Source organism: Trujillonella endophytica (genome assembly GCF_900110555.1).
In the GTDB taxonomy this organism is placed as follows: domain Bacteria; phylum Actinomycetota; class Actinomycetes; order Mycobacteriales; family Geodermatophilaceae; genus Trujillonella; species Trujillonella endophytica.
On the sequence record NZ_FOEE01000009.1, the window covers coordinates 1 to 14,432 of the forward strand.

A 14,432-nucleotide genomic window follows, 5' to 3' on the forward strand; every position below is an offset into this window, starting at 1 on the left:
CGGCTCAACCGCGGCGGCGACCGCGCCGCCAACAACGCGATCCATCGGATCGTGCTCTGCCGGATGCGCCACGACGACCGCACCCGCGCCTACGTCGCCCGCCGCACCGCCCAGGGACTGAGCAAGAAAGAGATCATGCGCTGCCTCAAGCGCTACGTCGTCCGTGAGGTCCACACCGCGCTACTCGCCGACTTTGACGACCTGGTCTCCACTGCTTGACGCCGATAGGAGCATCCCGTCGCCGTCCGGCCGCCGCGCGGTGGTGCACCATGCCAGCCGTGCCCGGTTCCAGCCCCGTCCTGCCGCACGAGGTCCTCGTCGAGGGGACGCCGGTGCGCTACGCCGTCACCGGCCGCCAGGACGACGACCGGGCCGGCGACCTGGTCCTCGTCCACGGCCACGGCGCCCACCACGTGTGGTGGCACGCCGTCGTCCCGCTGCTGGCCGACCGGTGGCGCGTGGTCACGTTCGACCTGAGCGGGCACGGCGACAGCGGGCACCGCGCCGGGTACTCCGGCCAGCAGTGGGCCCGGGAGATCGTGGCGGTCGCGGAGGCGGCGGGCGCGCGACGGCCCGTGGTGGTCGGCCACAGCCTGGGCGGCCGCGTGGCCCTGCTCGCCGGCGGCGGGCACCCGGACCGGATCGCCGGCCTCGTGCTGATCGACTGCGGGATCCTCGTGCCCGAGACCCTCAAGGGCCGCACCCTCCCCCCGCCGCGGCCGCCGAAGGTGTACCCGACACGGGAGGCCGCCGTCGCCGCGTTCCGGCTCGGCCCGTCGCAGCCCGAGCCGCCCGCCGAGCTGTTCGCCCCGGTGGCCGAGTACTCGGTCCGGGCCGTCGAGGGCGGGTGGACGTGGAAGCACGGGGGGCAGCAGTTCCCCACGCTCTACGACGAGCACGTGATGCACGCCGCGACCTCCCTGACGATCCCCGTCGCATACGTCTCCGGGGGCGCCAGCCTCGTGGTGGACGACGCCAAGGCCGCGGAGGTGACCGGGATGCTGCCCGGCGTCCGCGCGGTCCGGGTGCCGGGCCTGCACCACCACATGGTCCTCGAGGACCCTGCTATCTGCGCGCGGCTGATCGACGAGCTCGCCCGGGCCTGAGCGCCCGGCGCGGGCACGCCGCGACGTCCGTCCCACACCTCGAACCGGCCCGCCACCTGGGCAGACGTGATCCAGGTCATCGGCGCCCCGCTCGTGGCAGCTCGTGCCTTTCTTGTATGGTTCAAGAAAAGCACGGCAGTCCCACCAACGAGCGGAGGCATCTCCATGGCCCTCATCAACACCGAGATCAAGCCGTTCGCGGCCACCGCGTTCCACAACGGCGCGTTCGTCGACGTCTCCGACACCGACCTGCGCGGGAAGTGGTCGGTCGTCTTCTTCTACCCGGCCGACTTCACCTTCGTCTGCCCCACCGAGCTGGGCGACCTCGCCGACCTGTACGAGGACTTCCGGGCGATCGGCGTGGAGATCTACTCGGTCTCCACCGACACCCACTTCACCCACAAGGCGTGGCACGAGACGTCGGACACGATCGTCAAGGTCCAGTACCCGATGATCGGCGACCCGACCGGCGCGATCACGAACAACTTCGAGGTCATGCGCCCGGGCCAGGGCCTGGCCGACCGCGCCACGTTCCTGATCGACCCCGACGGCGTCATCCAGTTCATGGAGATCTCGTCCGAGGGCGTCGGCCGCAACGCCGCCGAGCTGCTGCGCAAGGCCAAGGCCGCGCAGTACGTCCGGGAGCACCCGAACGAGGTCTGCCCGGCCAAGTGGGAAGAGGGCGACAGCACCCTCGCCCCGAGCCTGGACCTCGTCGGCAAGATCTGACTCCGGTCAGCACCTGACGCCCCCGGGCGTCGCACGCCGGTGCGGGGCGGGCTGCCGCTCGCCCCGCCCCGCACCGGCCCCCGGCTCCTCCAGCACCCCCTCTCATCCCGGAGGCCTCCCGTGCCCGTGCTCGACCCCGCCCTCAGCAAGCAGCTCGCCCAGCACCTGACCCTGGTCAAGCGGCCGATCGAGCTGGTCGCCTCCCTCGACGACAGCGCCAAGTCCTCGCAGACGGACGAGCTGCTCACCGAGGTCGCCGCCCTCTCCGACCAGGTCACCTACGTCCGGCGGGACGACGACGAGCGCCGCCCCTCCTTCGCCATCGAGCGGGTCGGGACCGACATCTCGGTGCGCTTCGCGGGCCTGCCGCTGGGCCACGAGTTCACCTCGTTCGTGCTCGCGCTCCTGCACGTCGGCGGCCACACCCCCAACATCGCGCCCGAACTGGTCGAGCAGATCCAGGCCCTGGACGGCGAGTACTCCTTCGAGACCGTCTTCTCCCTGACCTGTCAGAACTGCCCCGACGTGGTGCAGGCGCTCAACGTCATGAGCGTGCTCAACCCGCGGATCCGGCACACCGCCATCGACGGCGGCGTGTTCCGCGAGGAGGTGGAGGAGCGCGGCGTGCTCGCCGTCCCCACCGTCTTCGTCAACGGCGAGGTCTTCGACCAGGGCCGGATGACCCTCGAGCAGATCCTGGGCAAGCTCGACACCAGCGCCACCGAGCGCGCCGCGGAGGCCATCGAGGGCAAGGACCCCTTCGACGTCCTCGTCGTCGGCGCCGGCCCCGCCGGGTTCTCCGCCGGCATCTACGCCGCCCGCAAGGGCATCCGGACCGGCGTGATCGGCGAGCGGCTCGGCGGCCAGGTGCTCGACACCATGGCCATCGAGAACCTCATCTCGGTGCCCTACACCGAGGGCCCGAAGCTGGCCGCCGCGCTCGAGCAGCACGCCGCCGAGTACGAGATCGACGTCATGGGCCTGCAGCGCGCCGCGAAGCTCGTGCCGGCGGAGACCGACGGCGACCTGCACACGGTCGAGCTGGCCAGCGGCGCCCGGGTCCAGGGCCGCGCCGTGGTCCTGGCCACCGGCGCGCGGTGGCGGCACATCGGCGTCCCCGGCGAGCAGGAGTACCGCAACAAGGGCGTCACCTACTGCCCGCACTGCGACGGCCCGCTGTTCAAGGGCAAGCGCGTCGCGGTGATCGGCGGCGGCAACTCCGGAGTCGAGGCGGCGATCGACCTGGCCGGCGTCGTCGAGCACGTCACGCTGGTCGAGTTCGACGACCGGCTGCGGGCCGACGACGTCCTGCAGCGCAAGCTGCACAGCCTGCCCAACGTCGACGTCGTCCTGTCCGCCGCGACCAGCGAGGTCCTCGGCGACGGCAACCGGGTGACCGGCCTGACCTACACCGACCGGCCCTCGGGCGAGACGCGGCGGCTGGACCTGGCCGGCGTGTTCGTCCAGATCGGCCTGCTGCCCAACACCGAGTGGCTCGAGGGCAGCGTCGAGCTGACCCGGCGCGGCGAGGTCGTGGTCGACGAGCGCGGCGCGACGTCGATCCCCGGGGTCTACGCCGCGGGCGACTGCACGACCGAGCCCTACAAGCAGATCGTGACCGCGATGGGCACCGGCTCCACCGCCGCGCTCAGCGCGTTCGACCACCTGATCCGGACGTCGGCGCCGGCGGGTGCGACCGCCTGACCGCCGGCAGCACGGCAGGAGGGGCCGGTACGGATCTCGATCCGTACCGGCCCCTCGCGTTCCCCGCCCCCCTCACCGCACGGCCGCCGAGCCCTTGGCCCCTGCCGCGCCCCGGGGCCGGGTCCTAGCGTCGCTCGCGCGGCCGCCCTCCGGGGGCGCGGGACGGCGGTCGCCGTGGCGCACCGTCCCGCGCCCGCGAGCTGCAGGGGTGGACCCGGATGACCTCCACGACGACGGGCACCGAGCGGGACACGGCCGCGATCGCCGACCGGATCCGCGCGGCCTACGCGGCGATGGCACGGGGCGACGTGGAGCCGCTGCGGCAGCTGATGACCGACGACGTCACGTACGTCGACGTCAGCGGCGGCATCACCGGCGGCGTGCACCGGGGCTGGGACAGCATCCTGCACCTGTGGACCCAGGCGTCCCAGGTCGCCGGAGGCCCGGTCCGGCTGACCCTGGAGGACGTCGTCGTCCCCGACGAGAAGCGCGCCGTGGTCTTCATCAGGGCGAGCGCGGACATCGACGGCAGGACGGTGGAGGACGCGTCGGTGTTCGTCTACTACCTCGAGGACGGCCGCGTCCGGACGGCCTATCTCATGCACGAGGACCCCGCCGCCCCGGAGGCCTTCGCCGACCGGTGACGACCCGGCCCGGACGGCGAGAGGGGCCGGTGCGGATGATCCGCGCCGGCCCCTCTCGTTCCCCCCGGTCGGTGGCTGCGTCCCCCCGTGCGTCGCAGACGCCGACCGTGTCCGGCCCTTCCCGTTCCCGGCTCCCCCCGACCAGCGGCTCCGTCCCCCCGTGCGATGGAGACGCTGGTCGAACCGGGCCCGCGAGGGCCTGAGCTGTGGTGCGCCGCCGTTCCCGGCGACAAGGAGGACTCTGCCGACCGAACCGCAGGCGTCCCGCCCGGCAACCGCAAGGTCACCGCAAGATCCGCCGACCCGGCCTCGAGCTGCGAAAACCCCTTGTCGGGGCACCTACCGTCGCCTCGTGACCCCCTCCCCCGGCACGGCGCCGCCCCGGCTCCCCGTGCACCGCCCGCACGACGGCGAGCTGGTCGGCCGGCTGTCCGCCGAGCGGCGCGACGGTGCCGACGTGTGGGTGGCGCACACCCTCTTCGGCGTCGAGCTGGCCACGTTCGGCGGCCGCGAGGAGGCGGCGGGGTTCCTGCACGCCCGCGGCCTGGCGGTGCTGGCCGAGCGGTGGTGGTGGACCTCGCCGGAGGAGGGCCGGGTGCCCGTGACCCTCGTCGAGGCCCGCCCCGACGCGGTGACCTTCCGCCTCGAGCTCGACCCGGCGAGCCCGCTGCGCACCGTCTCCGGCGCGGCTCTGGCGTCGCTGTCGCGCACCCCGGACTGAGGAAGGTCCGCGCCGGTCGGGGCGTTGACCGGCGTGTGACCAGCAGCCGGGCCGTGGAGTGGTGGTGGTCGGGGGCGGCCAGGGCGGGCTGAGCACGGCCTACCACCTCGCCCGCCTCGGCTTCGCCCGCGAGAGGGGCTTCGTCGTCCTGGACGGCGACGACGGCCCCGGAGGCGCGTGGCGGCACCGCTGGCCCGCGCTGACGGTCGGCACCACCCACCGCGTGCACGACCTGCCGGGGCTGCCGTTCCCCGGGCGGGGCGAGCAGTCGGCCGCGGAGGCGGTGCCGGCCTACTTCGCCGAGTACGAGCGCCGCTTCGACCTGCCGGTGCACCGGCCGGTCCGCGTCACCGCCGTCCGGCGGGCGGGCCTCGGGTTCGTCGTCGAGACCCCCGACGGCGACTGGTCGGCCCGCGCCGTCGTCAACGCCACCGGCACGTGGACCCGGCCGTTCGTGCCTCGCTACCCGGGCCAGGAGACCTTCCGCGGCCGGCAGCTGCACGCCGCCGACTACCGGTCGGCGGAGGAGTTCGCCGGCGGGTCGGTGGTCGTCGTGGGCGGGGGCGCCTCCGCCGTCCAGCTGCTCGGCGAGATCGGCGAGGTGGCGACGACGACCTGGGTGACCCGGCGCCCGCCCGTGTGGCGGGAGGGCCCGTTCGACGAGGCCGCCGGACGCGCGGCCGTCGCCCGGGTGGCCGCCGCGATCCGCGAGGGCCGCTCGCCGGGCAGCGTCGTCGGCACCACCGGGCTGGTCGTGACCCCGTGGGTCCGCGGGGCCCGCGACCGCGGCCTGCTCGAGCGGTTGCCGGTGTTCGACCGCATCACCCCCGACGGCGTCGTCTGGGACGACGGGCGGTCGGTCCGGGCCGACGCGATCCTGTGGGCCACCGGCTTCCGCGCCGCCGTCGGGCACCTGGCGCCGCTGCGGCTGCGCGCGCCGGGCGGCGCGATCCCGCTGGAGGGCACCCGGGTCGTCGGCGAGACGCGGCTGCACCTGGTCGGCTACGGCCCCAGCGCCAGCACCATCGGCGCGAACCGGGCCGGGCGCGCCGCGGCCGTGGAGCTCGCCAGGCAGCTCCTCCCGGACCGCGCCGCGGCCTGACCCGCCCGCCGTCCGCCCCCTCTCCCCGCCGCCTGCCCCCGCCGAGATCGGCGATCTCGGCGGCATCGGGCCCCGATGGTGCCGAGATCGGCGATCTCGGCAGGCTGGAGACCCCCGAGCGGTCTCCTGGGGGACGGATGGGGGTCGGGTCAGGGCGCTCCCGGATGTCCCCGGACGGCGGCGCCCGACAGCCTCGACGGCATGACTCCTCCCCTCCTGCCCGGGACGGCGCCGTGATCATCGCCCGGGACCTCACCAAGACCTACGGCCCCCGGACCGCCGTCGACGGCATCTCCTTCACCGTCGAGCCCGGCCGGGTGACCGGCTTCCTCGGCCCCAACGGCGCGGGCAAGTCGACGACGATGCGGATGGTGCTGGGGCTGGACCGGCCCACCAGCGGCAGCGTCACGGTCAACGGCTCCCGCTACGCCGACTCCCCCGCCCCGCTGCGCGAGGTCGGCGCGCTGCTGGAGGCCCGCGCCCTGCACCCGGGCCGCACCGCCCGCAACCACCTGCGCTGGCTGGCGGCCAGCAACGCGCTCCCCGCGACGCGCATCGACGCGGTCCTGGGGCTCGTCGGTCTGGAAGGGGTGGCCGACCAGCGGGTCGGCCGGTTCTCCCTCGGCATGAGCCAGCGGCTCGGCATCGCCGTGGCGCTGCTCGGCGACCCCGCCGTCGTCGTCCTCGACGAGCCGGTGAACGGCCTGGACCCCGAGGGCATCCGCTGGGTCCGCACCCTCGCCCGGCAGCTGGCCGCGGAGGGGCGCACCGTGTTCGTCTCCAGCCACCTCATGGCCGAGATGGCGCTGACCGCCGACCACCTGGTCGTCATCGGGCGGGGCCGGGTGCTCGCCGACTGCCCCACGGCGGACTTCATCGCCCGGCACGCCGCCGCGCACGTGCGGGTGCGCAGCCCGCAGTCGGGCGAGCTCGCCGCGGTGCTGCGCCGCTCCGGCGCCCACGTCACCGCCGATGGCGAGGGGCTGCGCGTGGAGGGCCTCGACACGAGCGGCATCGGCGACCTCGCCGGCGCGCACGGCCTCGTCCTGCACGAGCTCACGCTCGTCCGGTCGTCCCTGGAGGACGCCTTCATGACCCTCACCGCCGACAGCGTCGAGTACGGCACCACTCCCGCGGGGGCCGCGCGATGACCGCCGCCGTGACCGCCGACCGGCCCGTCCCGACCACCCCGCCGGCCGCCGCCGGCGCCTCCCGGCCCGGTTTCGGGAACGTGCTGCGCGCCGAGTGGATCAAGTTCTGGTCGGTGCGCTCCACCGCCTGGTCGGTCGCGACCCTGTTCGTGCTCGGCGCCGGGCTGACCGTGCTCGTGTGCGCCACCAGCGCGGAGTGGCTGGCCGGCGACGAGGCCGACGAGTCGCCGGCCTCCTTCGTCACGTGGGGCCTGATGCTCGCCCAGGTCACCGCCGTGGTGCTGGGCACGCTCGTGGCGACCAGCGAGTACGGCACCGGGATGATCCGCGCGACCCTCGCCGCCGTCCCCCGGCGCGGGCCGGTGCTGGCGGCCAAGGCGGCCGTCCTCACCAGCACCCTGCTCGTGGCCGGCACGGTCACGGCCTTCGCGGGCTACCTGGGCGGCAACGCGTTCCTCTCCGCGGAGGGCATCGGCCTGTCCCTGGACGACGACGGCGTGCTGCGCGCCCTCGTCGGTAGCGGCCTCTACCTGGCCGGGCTGGGACTGCTGTCGATGGCGGTCGGCCTCCTCGTGCGGCACACCGCCGCGGCGCTGGCGACGGTGCTCGGGATCGTCTTCGTCGTCGGCAACATGGCGTTCCTGCTGCCCGGCGGATGGGGCGAGTGGGTGGCCAAGGTGCTCCCGGGCAACGCCGGCTCGGCGGTCGCGACCCCGGTGTCGTTCAATCCGGAGCTGCTCGACCCGTGGCCCGGGTTCGCGGTGTTCGCCGTCGAGGTGGCGGTGCTGCTCGCGGTGGCGACGGTGGCCTTCCGGCGCCGCGACGCCTGAAGGGCGGGCCGGCGGTGGGACAGTGGGCGGGTGACCGCCCCCGATGACCTCACCGCCGGCCGCGACCGGGCCGACGAGCTGCTGCGCCGCCTGGCCGACGACGAGGCGAGCGCGGAGGCGCTGCTGGAGGAGCTCACCGAGGTCCGCGACCTCGCCTTCGTCGGCGCGGGGCTGACCGCGATCGCGCGCACCGAGGCCCGCCGGCTCCCCCCGGCGCAGCGCGCCCAGGCCGCCACCCGGCAGGTGCATCTCGGCGCGCTGCGCGACCGCTCCCGCACCGACCCGGCCGGCCTGCGGACCTGGCTCCGCCGGGCGGCCGAGGAGGTGCTCCTGCTCCGCCGGCTGCGGGAGACGGCCGACCGCGTCGCCGGCTGAGGGTCACTCCGGGACCGGGAGGATCCGCGGCGGGGCCGCGGCCGCTGCCCGGAGGCTGTCCAGGGTGGGAGTGCCGGCCAGGAAGCGCTCCGCCTCCGTCGGGTCGAAGTCGGGCAGGGCCAGCCGTCCGTCGTCGCCGACCGTGACGAGCAGGTCCGCGCCGCCCCACTCCACGCGGTGGATGCTCGGGTCGTAGGCGAAGGCCCCCGACCTCAGGAAGAGGACGACCTCGCCCAGCGCGGGCAGTCCGTCCCGCGCCACCTCGAAGGGGACATCGGGGCCCCAGGGGACACCCACCACGATCGTCCGAACATTCAGCTGCCCGCCGAGCACCGTCGTCACGTCCACCTGTGCATGCACCGTTCGCCACTCGAGGTCGCGGGGATCGTCGAACGCCGTCACCACGGTGTCGGGCTCGTCGCCTCCCGGTGGGGTGTAGAAGCCCCGTCCCGGGCCGACCTGCGTGACGCGGCCGACGACGACGAGCTCCGTCGCGGGCCCGCCGACCGAACCGTCGGGCAACCGGAACCGCGTGTTGGGCAGGGCCTCCGCGAGGGTCCGGTACGGCGGCGGCACAAAGGCCCCCGCGTCCTGGCTCCCCCGGAGGAGGCGGAGGTATTCCTCGGCCGCCTCCGCCCGGTCGGCGGGGTCGGTGAACTGCGGCGACTCCCAGGTCGCGGCCGCCGCATGCCCGCCCGACGGCTCGCCACCCCCGTCGCCGACCACGAGGAAGACGCCCGCGGCGGCCGCTGCCACGGCGGTGCCCAGTGCGAGGGGTGGCGCCCAGCGGCGGACCCGGCTGCGCCGGGGCGGGCCGGACGGCGCGGATCGGCTGTCGAGGGCGCTGTCCGGGTCTGCCCCGGCGAGGTCGGCATAGGCGGCGAAGGCGCGCTCCAGGCGCTGCTCGATGTCAGTGCTCATCGGTGGCTCCCAGGCGGTTCGACAGCGTGGCCAGCGCGCGGAACGCACTGGTCTTGACGGTGCCCGCGGACACCCCGAGCGTGCGGGCGATCTCGGCCTCGCTCAGCCCCGACCAGTACCGCAGCACCAGCACCTCCCGCTGGCGCCTCGGCAGCCGGCGGACCGCCCCCAGGACGGCGCGGTGCTCCTCGGCCAGCAGCAGCCCGGCGTCGGGGCCGGCGGTCGAGGCCGGGTCGGGCGGCGGCGGGCGCCGGCGGGCCAGCGCTCGCCGCCGGTGCGCCGACCGGGCACCGTTCACCACCGACGAGCGGAGGTAGGCCGCCGCCGACGACCTGTCGTCGAGATCGCCCCACCGCCGGTGCAACCCCAGGAACGCCTCCTGGGCCAGGTCCTCGGCGAGGCCGAGGTCGTCGGTGAGGAGGAAGCCGAGCCTCCGCAGGGACGCCCACTCCGCCCGGAAGAGCACCTCGACGGCCGCGTCCCGGTCGTGCGGCACGAGCTCCTCCGTGGCGTCCACCCACGCACCGCCTCTCGCGTCGCCGATCTCCCACCAGGACAGACGCACGACTCCCGCCGAGGTTGACATGCGGGTCGAGGAAGTTCCGAGGTCGGCCGGCGGCGTCCTATGCCTCCGGCGGACGGGCCACCGCGGCCACCGGCCGGGTCGCCGCCACCGCCAGCGGGGTCGTGACCGCCAGCAGGACCGCGACCCAGGCGTAGGTCCACGGCAGGCCCAGCCCGCCGGCGACCCAGCCGAGCGCCAGGGCACCCATCGCCGTGCCCGCGTCGAACGAGGCGTTCCACATCGCGCTGGCTGCCGTCGCCCCACCCGCTCCCGCCCGGGCGAAGGCCGTCAGCAGCGTCAGGTTCTGCACCGCGCCGTAGCTGATCCCGAACAGCGCGACCCCGACCAGCAGCGCGGCGTCGTCCCACCGCAGGCCGGCGCCCAGCAGGGCCATGCCGACGGCGCCGACCGCCACCCCCGCCGGCAGCAGGAGGCGGGTGCCCAGCCGGTCGGCCAGCACGCCCACGCGCCAGCGGGCCAGGGCCGCCCCGACGCCCATGACGACCAGCGCCACGGTGGCCAGCGCGCCGTCCGGTCGCTCGATCGGCAGGAACGTGACCACCCCGCCGCCGGCGAGCGTGACCGCGAGCAGCACCGCCGACGGCGCCAGGGCCGCCCCGACCGCGCGCCTGCCCGCCCCGCCACCGGGCGAGGGCACGAGCGGCGCCGCGGCCCGCATCAGCGCGGGCAGGAACAGCAGCCCCAGCAGCGGCGAGGCGGACAGCCACGCCATCCACGCCGCGTGCCCGTCGAGGACCAGCGCCACCCCCGCCGGGACGCCGATCAGGTTCGGCACGGCGACGGCCAGGCCGTACAGGCCGATCGCCTCCCCGCGGCGCTCCGCGGGCGCCACCGCCGCGGCCAGCAGCGCCCCGAGGACGGTGATGATGCCGAACCCGACCCCGCGGACCGCCGACAGCACGGACAGCCAGAGCAGGCCGTCGTCCAAGGCGTACAGCGGGGAGGGCAGCCCCATCGCCAGCAGTCCCAGCGCCAGCACCGGCCCGGTGCCGAACCGCGCGGTCAGGGCCGGCACGGCGATCTGGGCGGCGATGGTCACCCCGAGGAAGACCGCGGTCACCACCCCGGCGGTGCTCGCGTCCGCACCGCCCTCGACGGCGTAGGTGGGCAGCGACGCCAGGGTCAGGCAGTAGCTGGCGAACCCGAGCACGGTGACGGCGAGCAGCGCCTGCAGGGCCGGCTCCCGCAGCAACGACGTCCGCGCCGCCCGCCCGCCGTCCATTCCTGCCCTCCCCCGGGCCCGAGCGGCCCGCCGACCAGCATGGCCCGCGCGTCGGCGGCACCGTCCCCGGGGTAGGGAGCAGGCGTGCGGCTGCTGACCGTGGGCCACGGGCCCGCCCCCCGCGAGGTGCTCGGCCCCCGTCTCTCGGCGGCCGGGGTCGACCTCGTGGTGGACGTGCGCCGCTTCCCCGGCAGCCGTAGCAACCCCGACGTCGGCCGCGAGGCCCTGGCGGCGTGGCTACCCGGCGTCGGGGTCGGGTACCGGTGGGAGGAGCGGCTGGGCGGGCGCCGGCACCTGCCCACGGGGGAGCCCGTCGCCGACGACTGGTGGACCGTCGCCCAGTTCGCCGCGTACGCCGCCCACACCCGCACGCCGGAGTTCGCCGCCGCGCTGGACGAGGTGCTGGCCGAGGCGGCCGCTGCGACGGTCGCGGTGATGTGCAGCGAGAGCGTGTGGTGGCGCTGCCACCGGCGGCTGATCGCCGACGTCGTCGTCCTCGGCCGGGGCCTGCCCGTCCGCCACCTCCTCCCCGACGGGCGGACCACGCCGCACCCGCCGGCCGAGGGCGCCGTCCTGGGCCCGGACGGGCTGGTCCGCTGGCCCGCGGCGCCCCGCGGGGATCAGGGAACCTGATCCCGCAGCGTCCTCCCTCACCTCCTGCGGTGAGGGAGGACGCCGCATGATCAGGGGACCTGATCGTGGCCGGTCGACCGGCGACTCCGCTCAGGACATGTGCGGGTAGCGGTAGTCGGTCGGCGGCACGAACGTCTCCTTGATCACCCGGGTGCTGGTCCAGCGCAGCAGGTTCTGCGCGGCCCCGGCCTTGTCGTTCGTGCCCGAGGCGCGGCCGCCGCCGAAGGGCTGCTGACCGACGACGGCCCCGGTGGGCTTGTCGTTGACGTAGAAGTTCCCGGCCGCGAAGCGCAGGACCCGCTCGGCGGCGGCGATGGCGGCGCGGTCCCGGGCGACGACGGCCCCGGTCAGCGCGTACGGCGCCACCGACTCCAGCTGGGTGAGCACCGCGTCGTAGTCGGCGTCGTCGTAGACGTGCACCGCGAGCACCGGGCCGAAGTACTCGGTGGTGAAGACCTCGTGCCCGGGGTCGGTGCCCTCGACGATCGTGGGCCGGACGAAGAAGCCCTCGGCGTCGTCCGCGGTGCCGCCGGCGACCACGGTCAGGGCGTCGTCCGACCGGGCCCGGTCCAGCACCCGGGCGAGGCGGTCGAAGGCGCGGCGGTCGATCACCGCGCCCAGGAAGTGCGACAGGTCGCTGACGTCGCCCATGGACAGCGCCTCGGTGGTGTCGACCAGGTCGTCCCGCAGCCGCGTCCACACGCTGCGCGGCACGTAGGCCCGCGAGGCCGCCGAGCACTTCTGCCCCTGGTACTCGAACGCGCCGCGGACCAGGGCGGTGCGCAGCACGTCGACGTCGGCCGAGGGATGGGCGACGACGAAGTCCTTGCCGCCGGTCTCTCCCACGAGGCGGGGATAGGAGCGATACCCCCCGATGTTCTCCCCGACGGTGCGCCACAGGTGCTGGAAGACCCGCGTCGACCCGGTGAAGTGGATGCCGGCGAGCGCCGGGTCGGCCAGCGCCACCTCCGAGACCGCCGCGCCGTCGCCGGTCACCATGGTGATCACCCCGGGCGGCAGGCCGGCCGCCTCGAGCAGTCGCATCAGGAAGTGCGCGGCGAACTGCTGGGTCGGCGCCGGCTTCCAGACGACGGTGTTGCCCATCAACGCCGGGGCGGTCGGCAGGTTGCCCGCGATCGCGGTGAAGTTGAACGGGGTGATCGCGTAGACGAAGCCCTCGAGCGGGCGGTGGTCGCTGCGGTTCCAGGTGCCGGGGGCGGACTCCGGCTGCTCGGCGAGCACCTGCCGGGCGAAGTGCACGTTGTAGCGCCAGAAGTCGGCGAGCTCGCACGCACTGTCGATCTCCGCCTGCTGCACGGTCTTGCTCTGACCGAGCATCGTGGCGGCGTTGAGGGTCTGCCGCCACGGCCCGGCGAGCAGGTCGGCGGCCCGGAGGAAGACGGCGGCGCGGTCGTCGGGGGACAGCTCCCGCCAGGCGGGGGCGGCGTCCCGGGCGCACCGGATCGCCGCCTGCGCGTCGGCGGGGGTGGCCTGCGCGCAGACGCCGAGGACGGCCGCGTGCCGATGCGGCTGGACGACGTCGAAGCGCTCGCCGCCGGCCATGCGTTGCTCGTCGCCGAGGGTGAGGGTCAGCTCCAGCGGTGCGCCGGCGAGCTCCGCGAGCCGGGTCCGCAGCTCCGCCCGCTCGGGGCTGCCCGGGGCGTAGGTCAGCACGGGCTCGTTGCGGGGCGGGGGGACGCGCGTGCTGCCGTCCATGGCGGGCCTTCCCTTCAGCCGGGGACGAGGGAGCGCAGGAAGAAGCGGAGGTTGGCCGGCCGCTCGGCCAGCCGGCGCACGAGGTAGCCGTACCAGTCGGCGCCGTAGGGCACGTACGCCCGCACGCGCACGCCCGCGGCGGCCAGCCGGACCTGCTCGGCGGAGCGGATGCCGTACAGCATCTGCACCTCCCAGGAGTCCGCCGCGCGCCCGTACTCGGCGGCCAGCCGCCGGGCCAGCGCGACCATCCGCGGGTCGTGGCTGCCGACCATCGGGTACCCGCCGCCGCGCATCAGCACCCCGAGGCAGCGCGCGTAGGCGGCGTCGACGTCGTCCCGGTCGACGTGCGCGACCGACGGCGGCTCGTCGTAGGCGCCCTTGACCAGGCGGACCCGCGCCCCGGGGACGGCCAGGGCCGCCACGTCGTCCGCCGTGCGGAACAGGGCCGCCTGCAGGACCGCGCCCGTGCCCGGGAAGTCGCAGCGGAGCGCGGCGAGCGTGCGGAGGGTGGCGTCGACGGTGGCCGACTGCTCCATGTCCAGGGTGACGGTGGTGCCCAGCCCGGTCGCCGCCGCGACCACCGGCCGGACCAGCTCCAGCGAGAGCGCCTCTCCCCCGGGCAGCGCCTGGCCGAACGCCGACAGCTTCACCGACAGCTCCGCGGCGGGACCCAGCCGCAGCGGCGCCAGCCCCTCCAGCGCGGCGAGGCAGGCGTCGCGGGACCGGCGGGCCGTCGCCGGGTCGGTCACCGCCTCGCCGAGGTGGTCGAGGGTCACCGCGACGCCGTCCGCGGCGAGGCGGCGGACGGCGGTCAGCGCGTCCTCCAGCGTCTCCCCGGCCACGAAGCGGTCGACGACGCGGCGGGTGACCGGCAGGCCCACCAGCGCCCGGCGCAGTGCCGGCCGGCGGGAGGCGGCCAGCAGGACTGCCCTGGAGCTCAGCACGGCGACCTCCGGCGACCGGGGACGGTCCGGTCGACGCTAGGCGCGGGG

The 14,432-nt window shown here is 75.5% G+C and carries 15 protein-coding genes and 1 pseudogene; 11 read left to right on the forward strand and 5 right to left on the reverse strand.

Going from position 1 to position 14,432, the window contains the following annotated elements; genetic code table 11:
* The 10 genes and pseudogenes from BMY88_RS14565 to BMY88_RS14610 form a co-directional block, all read left to right on the forward strand.
* Nucleotides 1-219 (forward strand): annotated as a pseudogene (locus BMY88_RS14565) (IS110 family transposase); the annotation flags it as partial.
* Nucleotides 220-278: 59 nt separating this feature from the next.
* Nucleotides 279-1,106, forward strand: a complete 828-nt coding sequence (locus BMY88_RS14570; protein WP_170861119.1) for an alpha/beta fold hydrolase — start codon at nt 279-281, stop codon at nt 1,104-1,106.
* Nucleotides 1,107-1,271: 165 nt separating this feature from the next.
* On the forward strand, nt 1,272-1,835 hold the full coding sequence (gene ahpC, locus BMY88_RS14575) for an alkyl hydroperoxide reductase subunit C (protein ID WP_091944784.1): 564 nt from the start codon (nt 1,272-1,274) through the stop codon (nt 1,833-1,835).
* A 120-nt stretch (nt 1,836-1,955) separates the two neighbouring features.
* Nucleotides 1,956-3,539, forward strand: a complete 1,584-nt coding sequence (gene ahpF / locus BMY88_RS14580) for an alkyl hydroperoxide reductase subunit F (RefSeq protein ID WP_211435664.1) — start codon at nt 1,956-1,958, stop codon at nt 3,537-3,539.
* Between the two features lie 218 nt (nt 3,540-3,757).
* The gene (locus BMY88_RS14585; protein ID WP_091944787.1) at nt 3,758-4,183 is read left to right on the forward strand and encodes a nuclear transport factor 2 family protein; all 426 of its coding nucleotides are present in this window, start codon (nt 3,758-3,760) and stop codon (nt 4,181-4,183) included.
* Between the two features lie 352 nt (nt 4,184-4,535).
* On the forward strand, nt 4,536-4,904 hold the full coding sequence (locus BMY88_RS14590; protein ID WP_091944790.1) for a hypothetical protein: 369 nt from the start codon (nt 4,536-4,538) through the stop codon (nt 4,902-4,904).
* Between the two features lie 61 nt (nt 4,905-4,965).
* Nucleotides 4,966-6,006 carry an NAD(P)-binding domain-containing protein gene (locus BMY88_RS14595; RefSeq protein WP_244524696.1) on the forward strand — a complete coding sequence of 347 codons (1,041 nt, stop codon included), beginning with the start codon at nt 4,966-4,968 and terminating at the stop codon, nt 6,004-6,006.
* Nucleotides 6,007-6,239: 233 nt separating this feature from the next.
* On the forward strand, nt 6,240-7,157 hold the full coding sequence (locus BMY88_RS14600; protein ID WP_091944796.1) for an ABC transporter ATP-binding protein: 918 nt from the start codon (nt 6,240-6,242) through the stop codon (nt 7,155-7,157).
* Complete coding sequence (locus BMY88_RS14605; RefSeq protein WP_244524697.1) at nt 7,154-7,987, forward strand: ABC transporter permease; 834 nt, start codon at nt 7,154-7,156, stop codon at nt 7,985-7,987. The genes BMY88_RS14600 and BMY88_RS14605 overlap by 4 nt, the downstream gene beginning before the upstream one ends.
* A 30-nt stretch (nt 7,988-8,017) precedes the next feature.
* Nucleotides 8,018-8,362, forward strand: a complete 345-nt coding sequence (locus BMY88_RS14610; RefSeq protein ID WP_091944800.1) for a hypothetical protein — start codon at nt 8,018-8,020, stop codon at nt 8,360-8,362.
* Between the two features lie 3 nt (nt 8,363-8,365).
* On the opposite strand, the gene BMY88_RS14615 is transcribed toward BMY88_RS14610, so the two are convergent.
* The 3 genes from BMY88_RS14615 to BMY88_RS14625 form a co-directional block, all read right to left on the reverse strand.
* Complete coding sequence (locus tag BMY88_RS14615) at nt 8,366-9,283, reverse strand: hypothetical protein (protein ID WP_091944803.1); 918 nt, start codon at nt 9,281-9,283, stop codon at nt 8,366-8,368.
* A complete protein-coding gene (locus BMY88_RS14620; RefSeq protein WP_211435665.1) occupies nt 9,273-9,800 on the reverse strand; it encodes an RNA polymerase sigma factor in 528 nt (175 codons plus the stop codon). The genes BMY88_RS14615 and BMY88_RS14620 overlap by 11 nt, the downstream gene beginning before the upstream one ends.
* 106 nt (nt 9,801-9,906) lie before the next feature.
* On the reverse strand, nt 9,907-11,091 hold the full coding sequence (locus BMY88_RS14625) for an MFS transporter (protein ID WP_091944808.1): 1,185 nt from the start codon (nt 11,089-11,091) through the stop codon (nt 9,907-9,909).
* 84 nt (nt 11,092-11,175) lie between these two features.
* On the opposite strand from BMY88_RS14625, the gene BMY88_RS14630 reads away from it, so the two are divergent.
* Complete coding sequence (locus BMY88_RS14630) at nt 11,176-11,724, forward strand: DUF488 domain-containing protein (protein WP_091944810.1); 549 nt, start codon at nt 11,176-11,178, stop codon at nt 11,722-11,724.
* A gap of 90 nt (nt 11,725-11,814) precedes the next feature.
* On the opposite strand, the gene pruA is transcribed toward BMY88_RS14630, so the two are convergent.
* Entirely contained in the window at nt 11,815-13,440 is a 1,626-nt protein-coding gene (gene pruA / locus BMY88_RS14635) for an L-glutamate gamma-semialdehyde dehydrogenase (protein ID WP_091944813.1), read from the reverse strand.
* A gap of 14 nt (nt 13,441-13,454) precedes the next feature.
* Nucleotides 13,455-14,384 (reverse strand): proline dehydrogenase family protein, encoded by a 930-nt coding sequence (locus BMY88_RS14640; RefSeq protein ID WP_091944816.1) that lies wholly within the window; start codon nt 14,382-14,384, stop codon nt 13,455-13,457.
* Between the last annotated feature and the right edge of the window lie 48 nt (nt 14,385-14,432).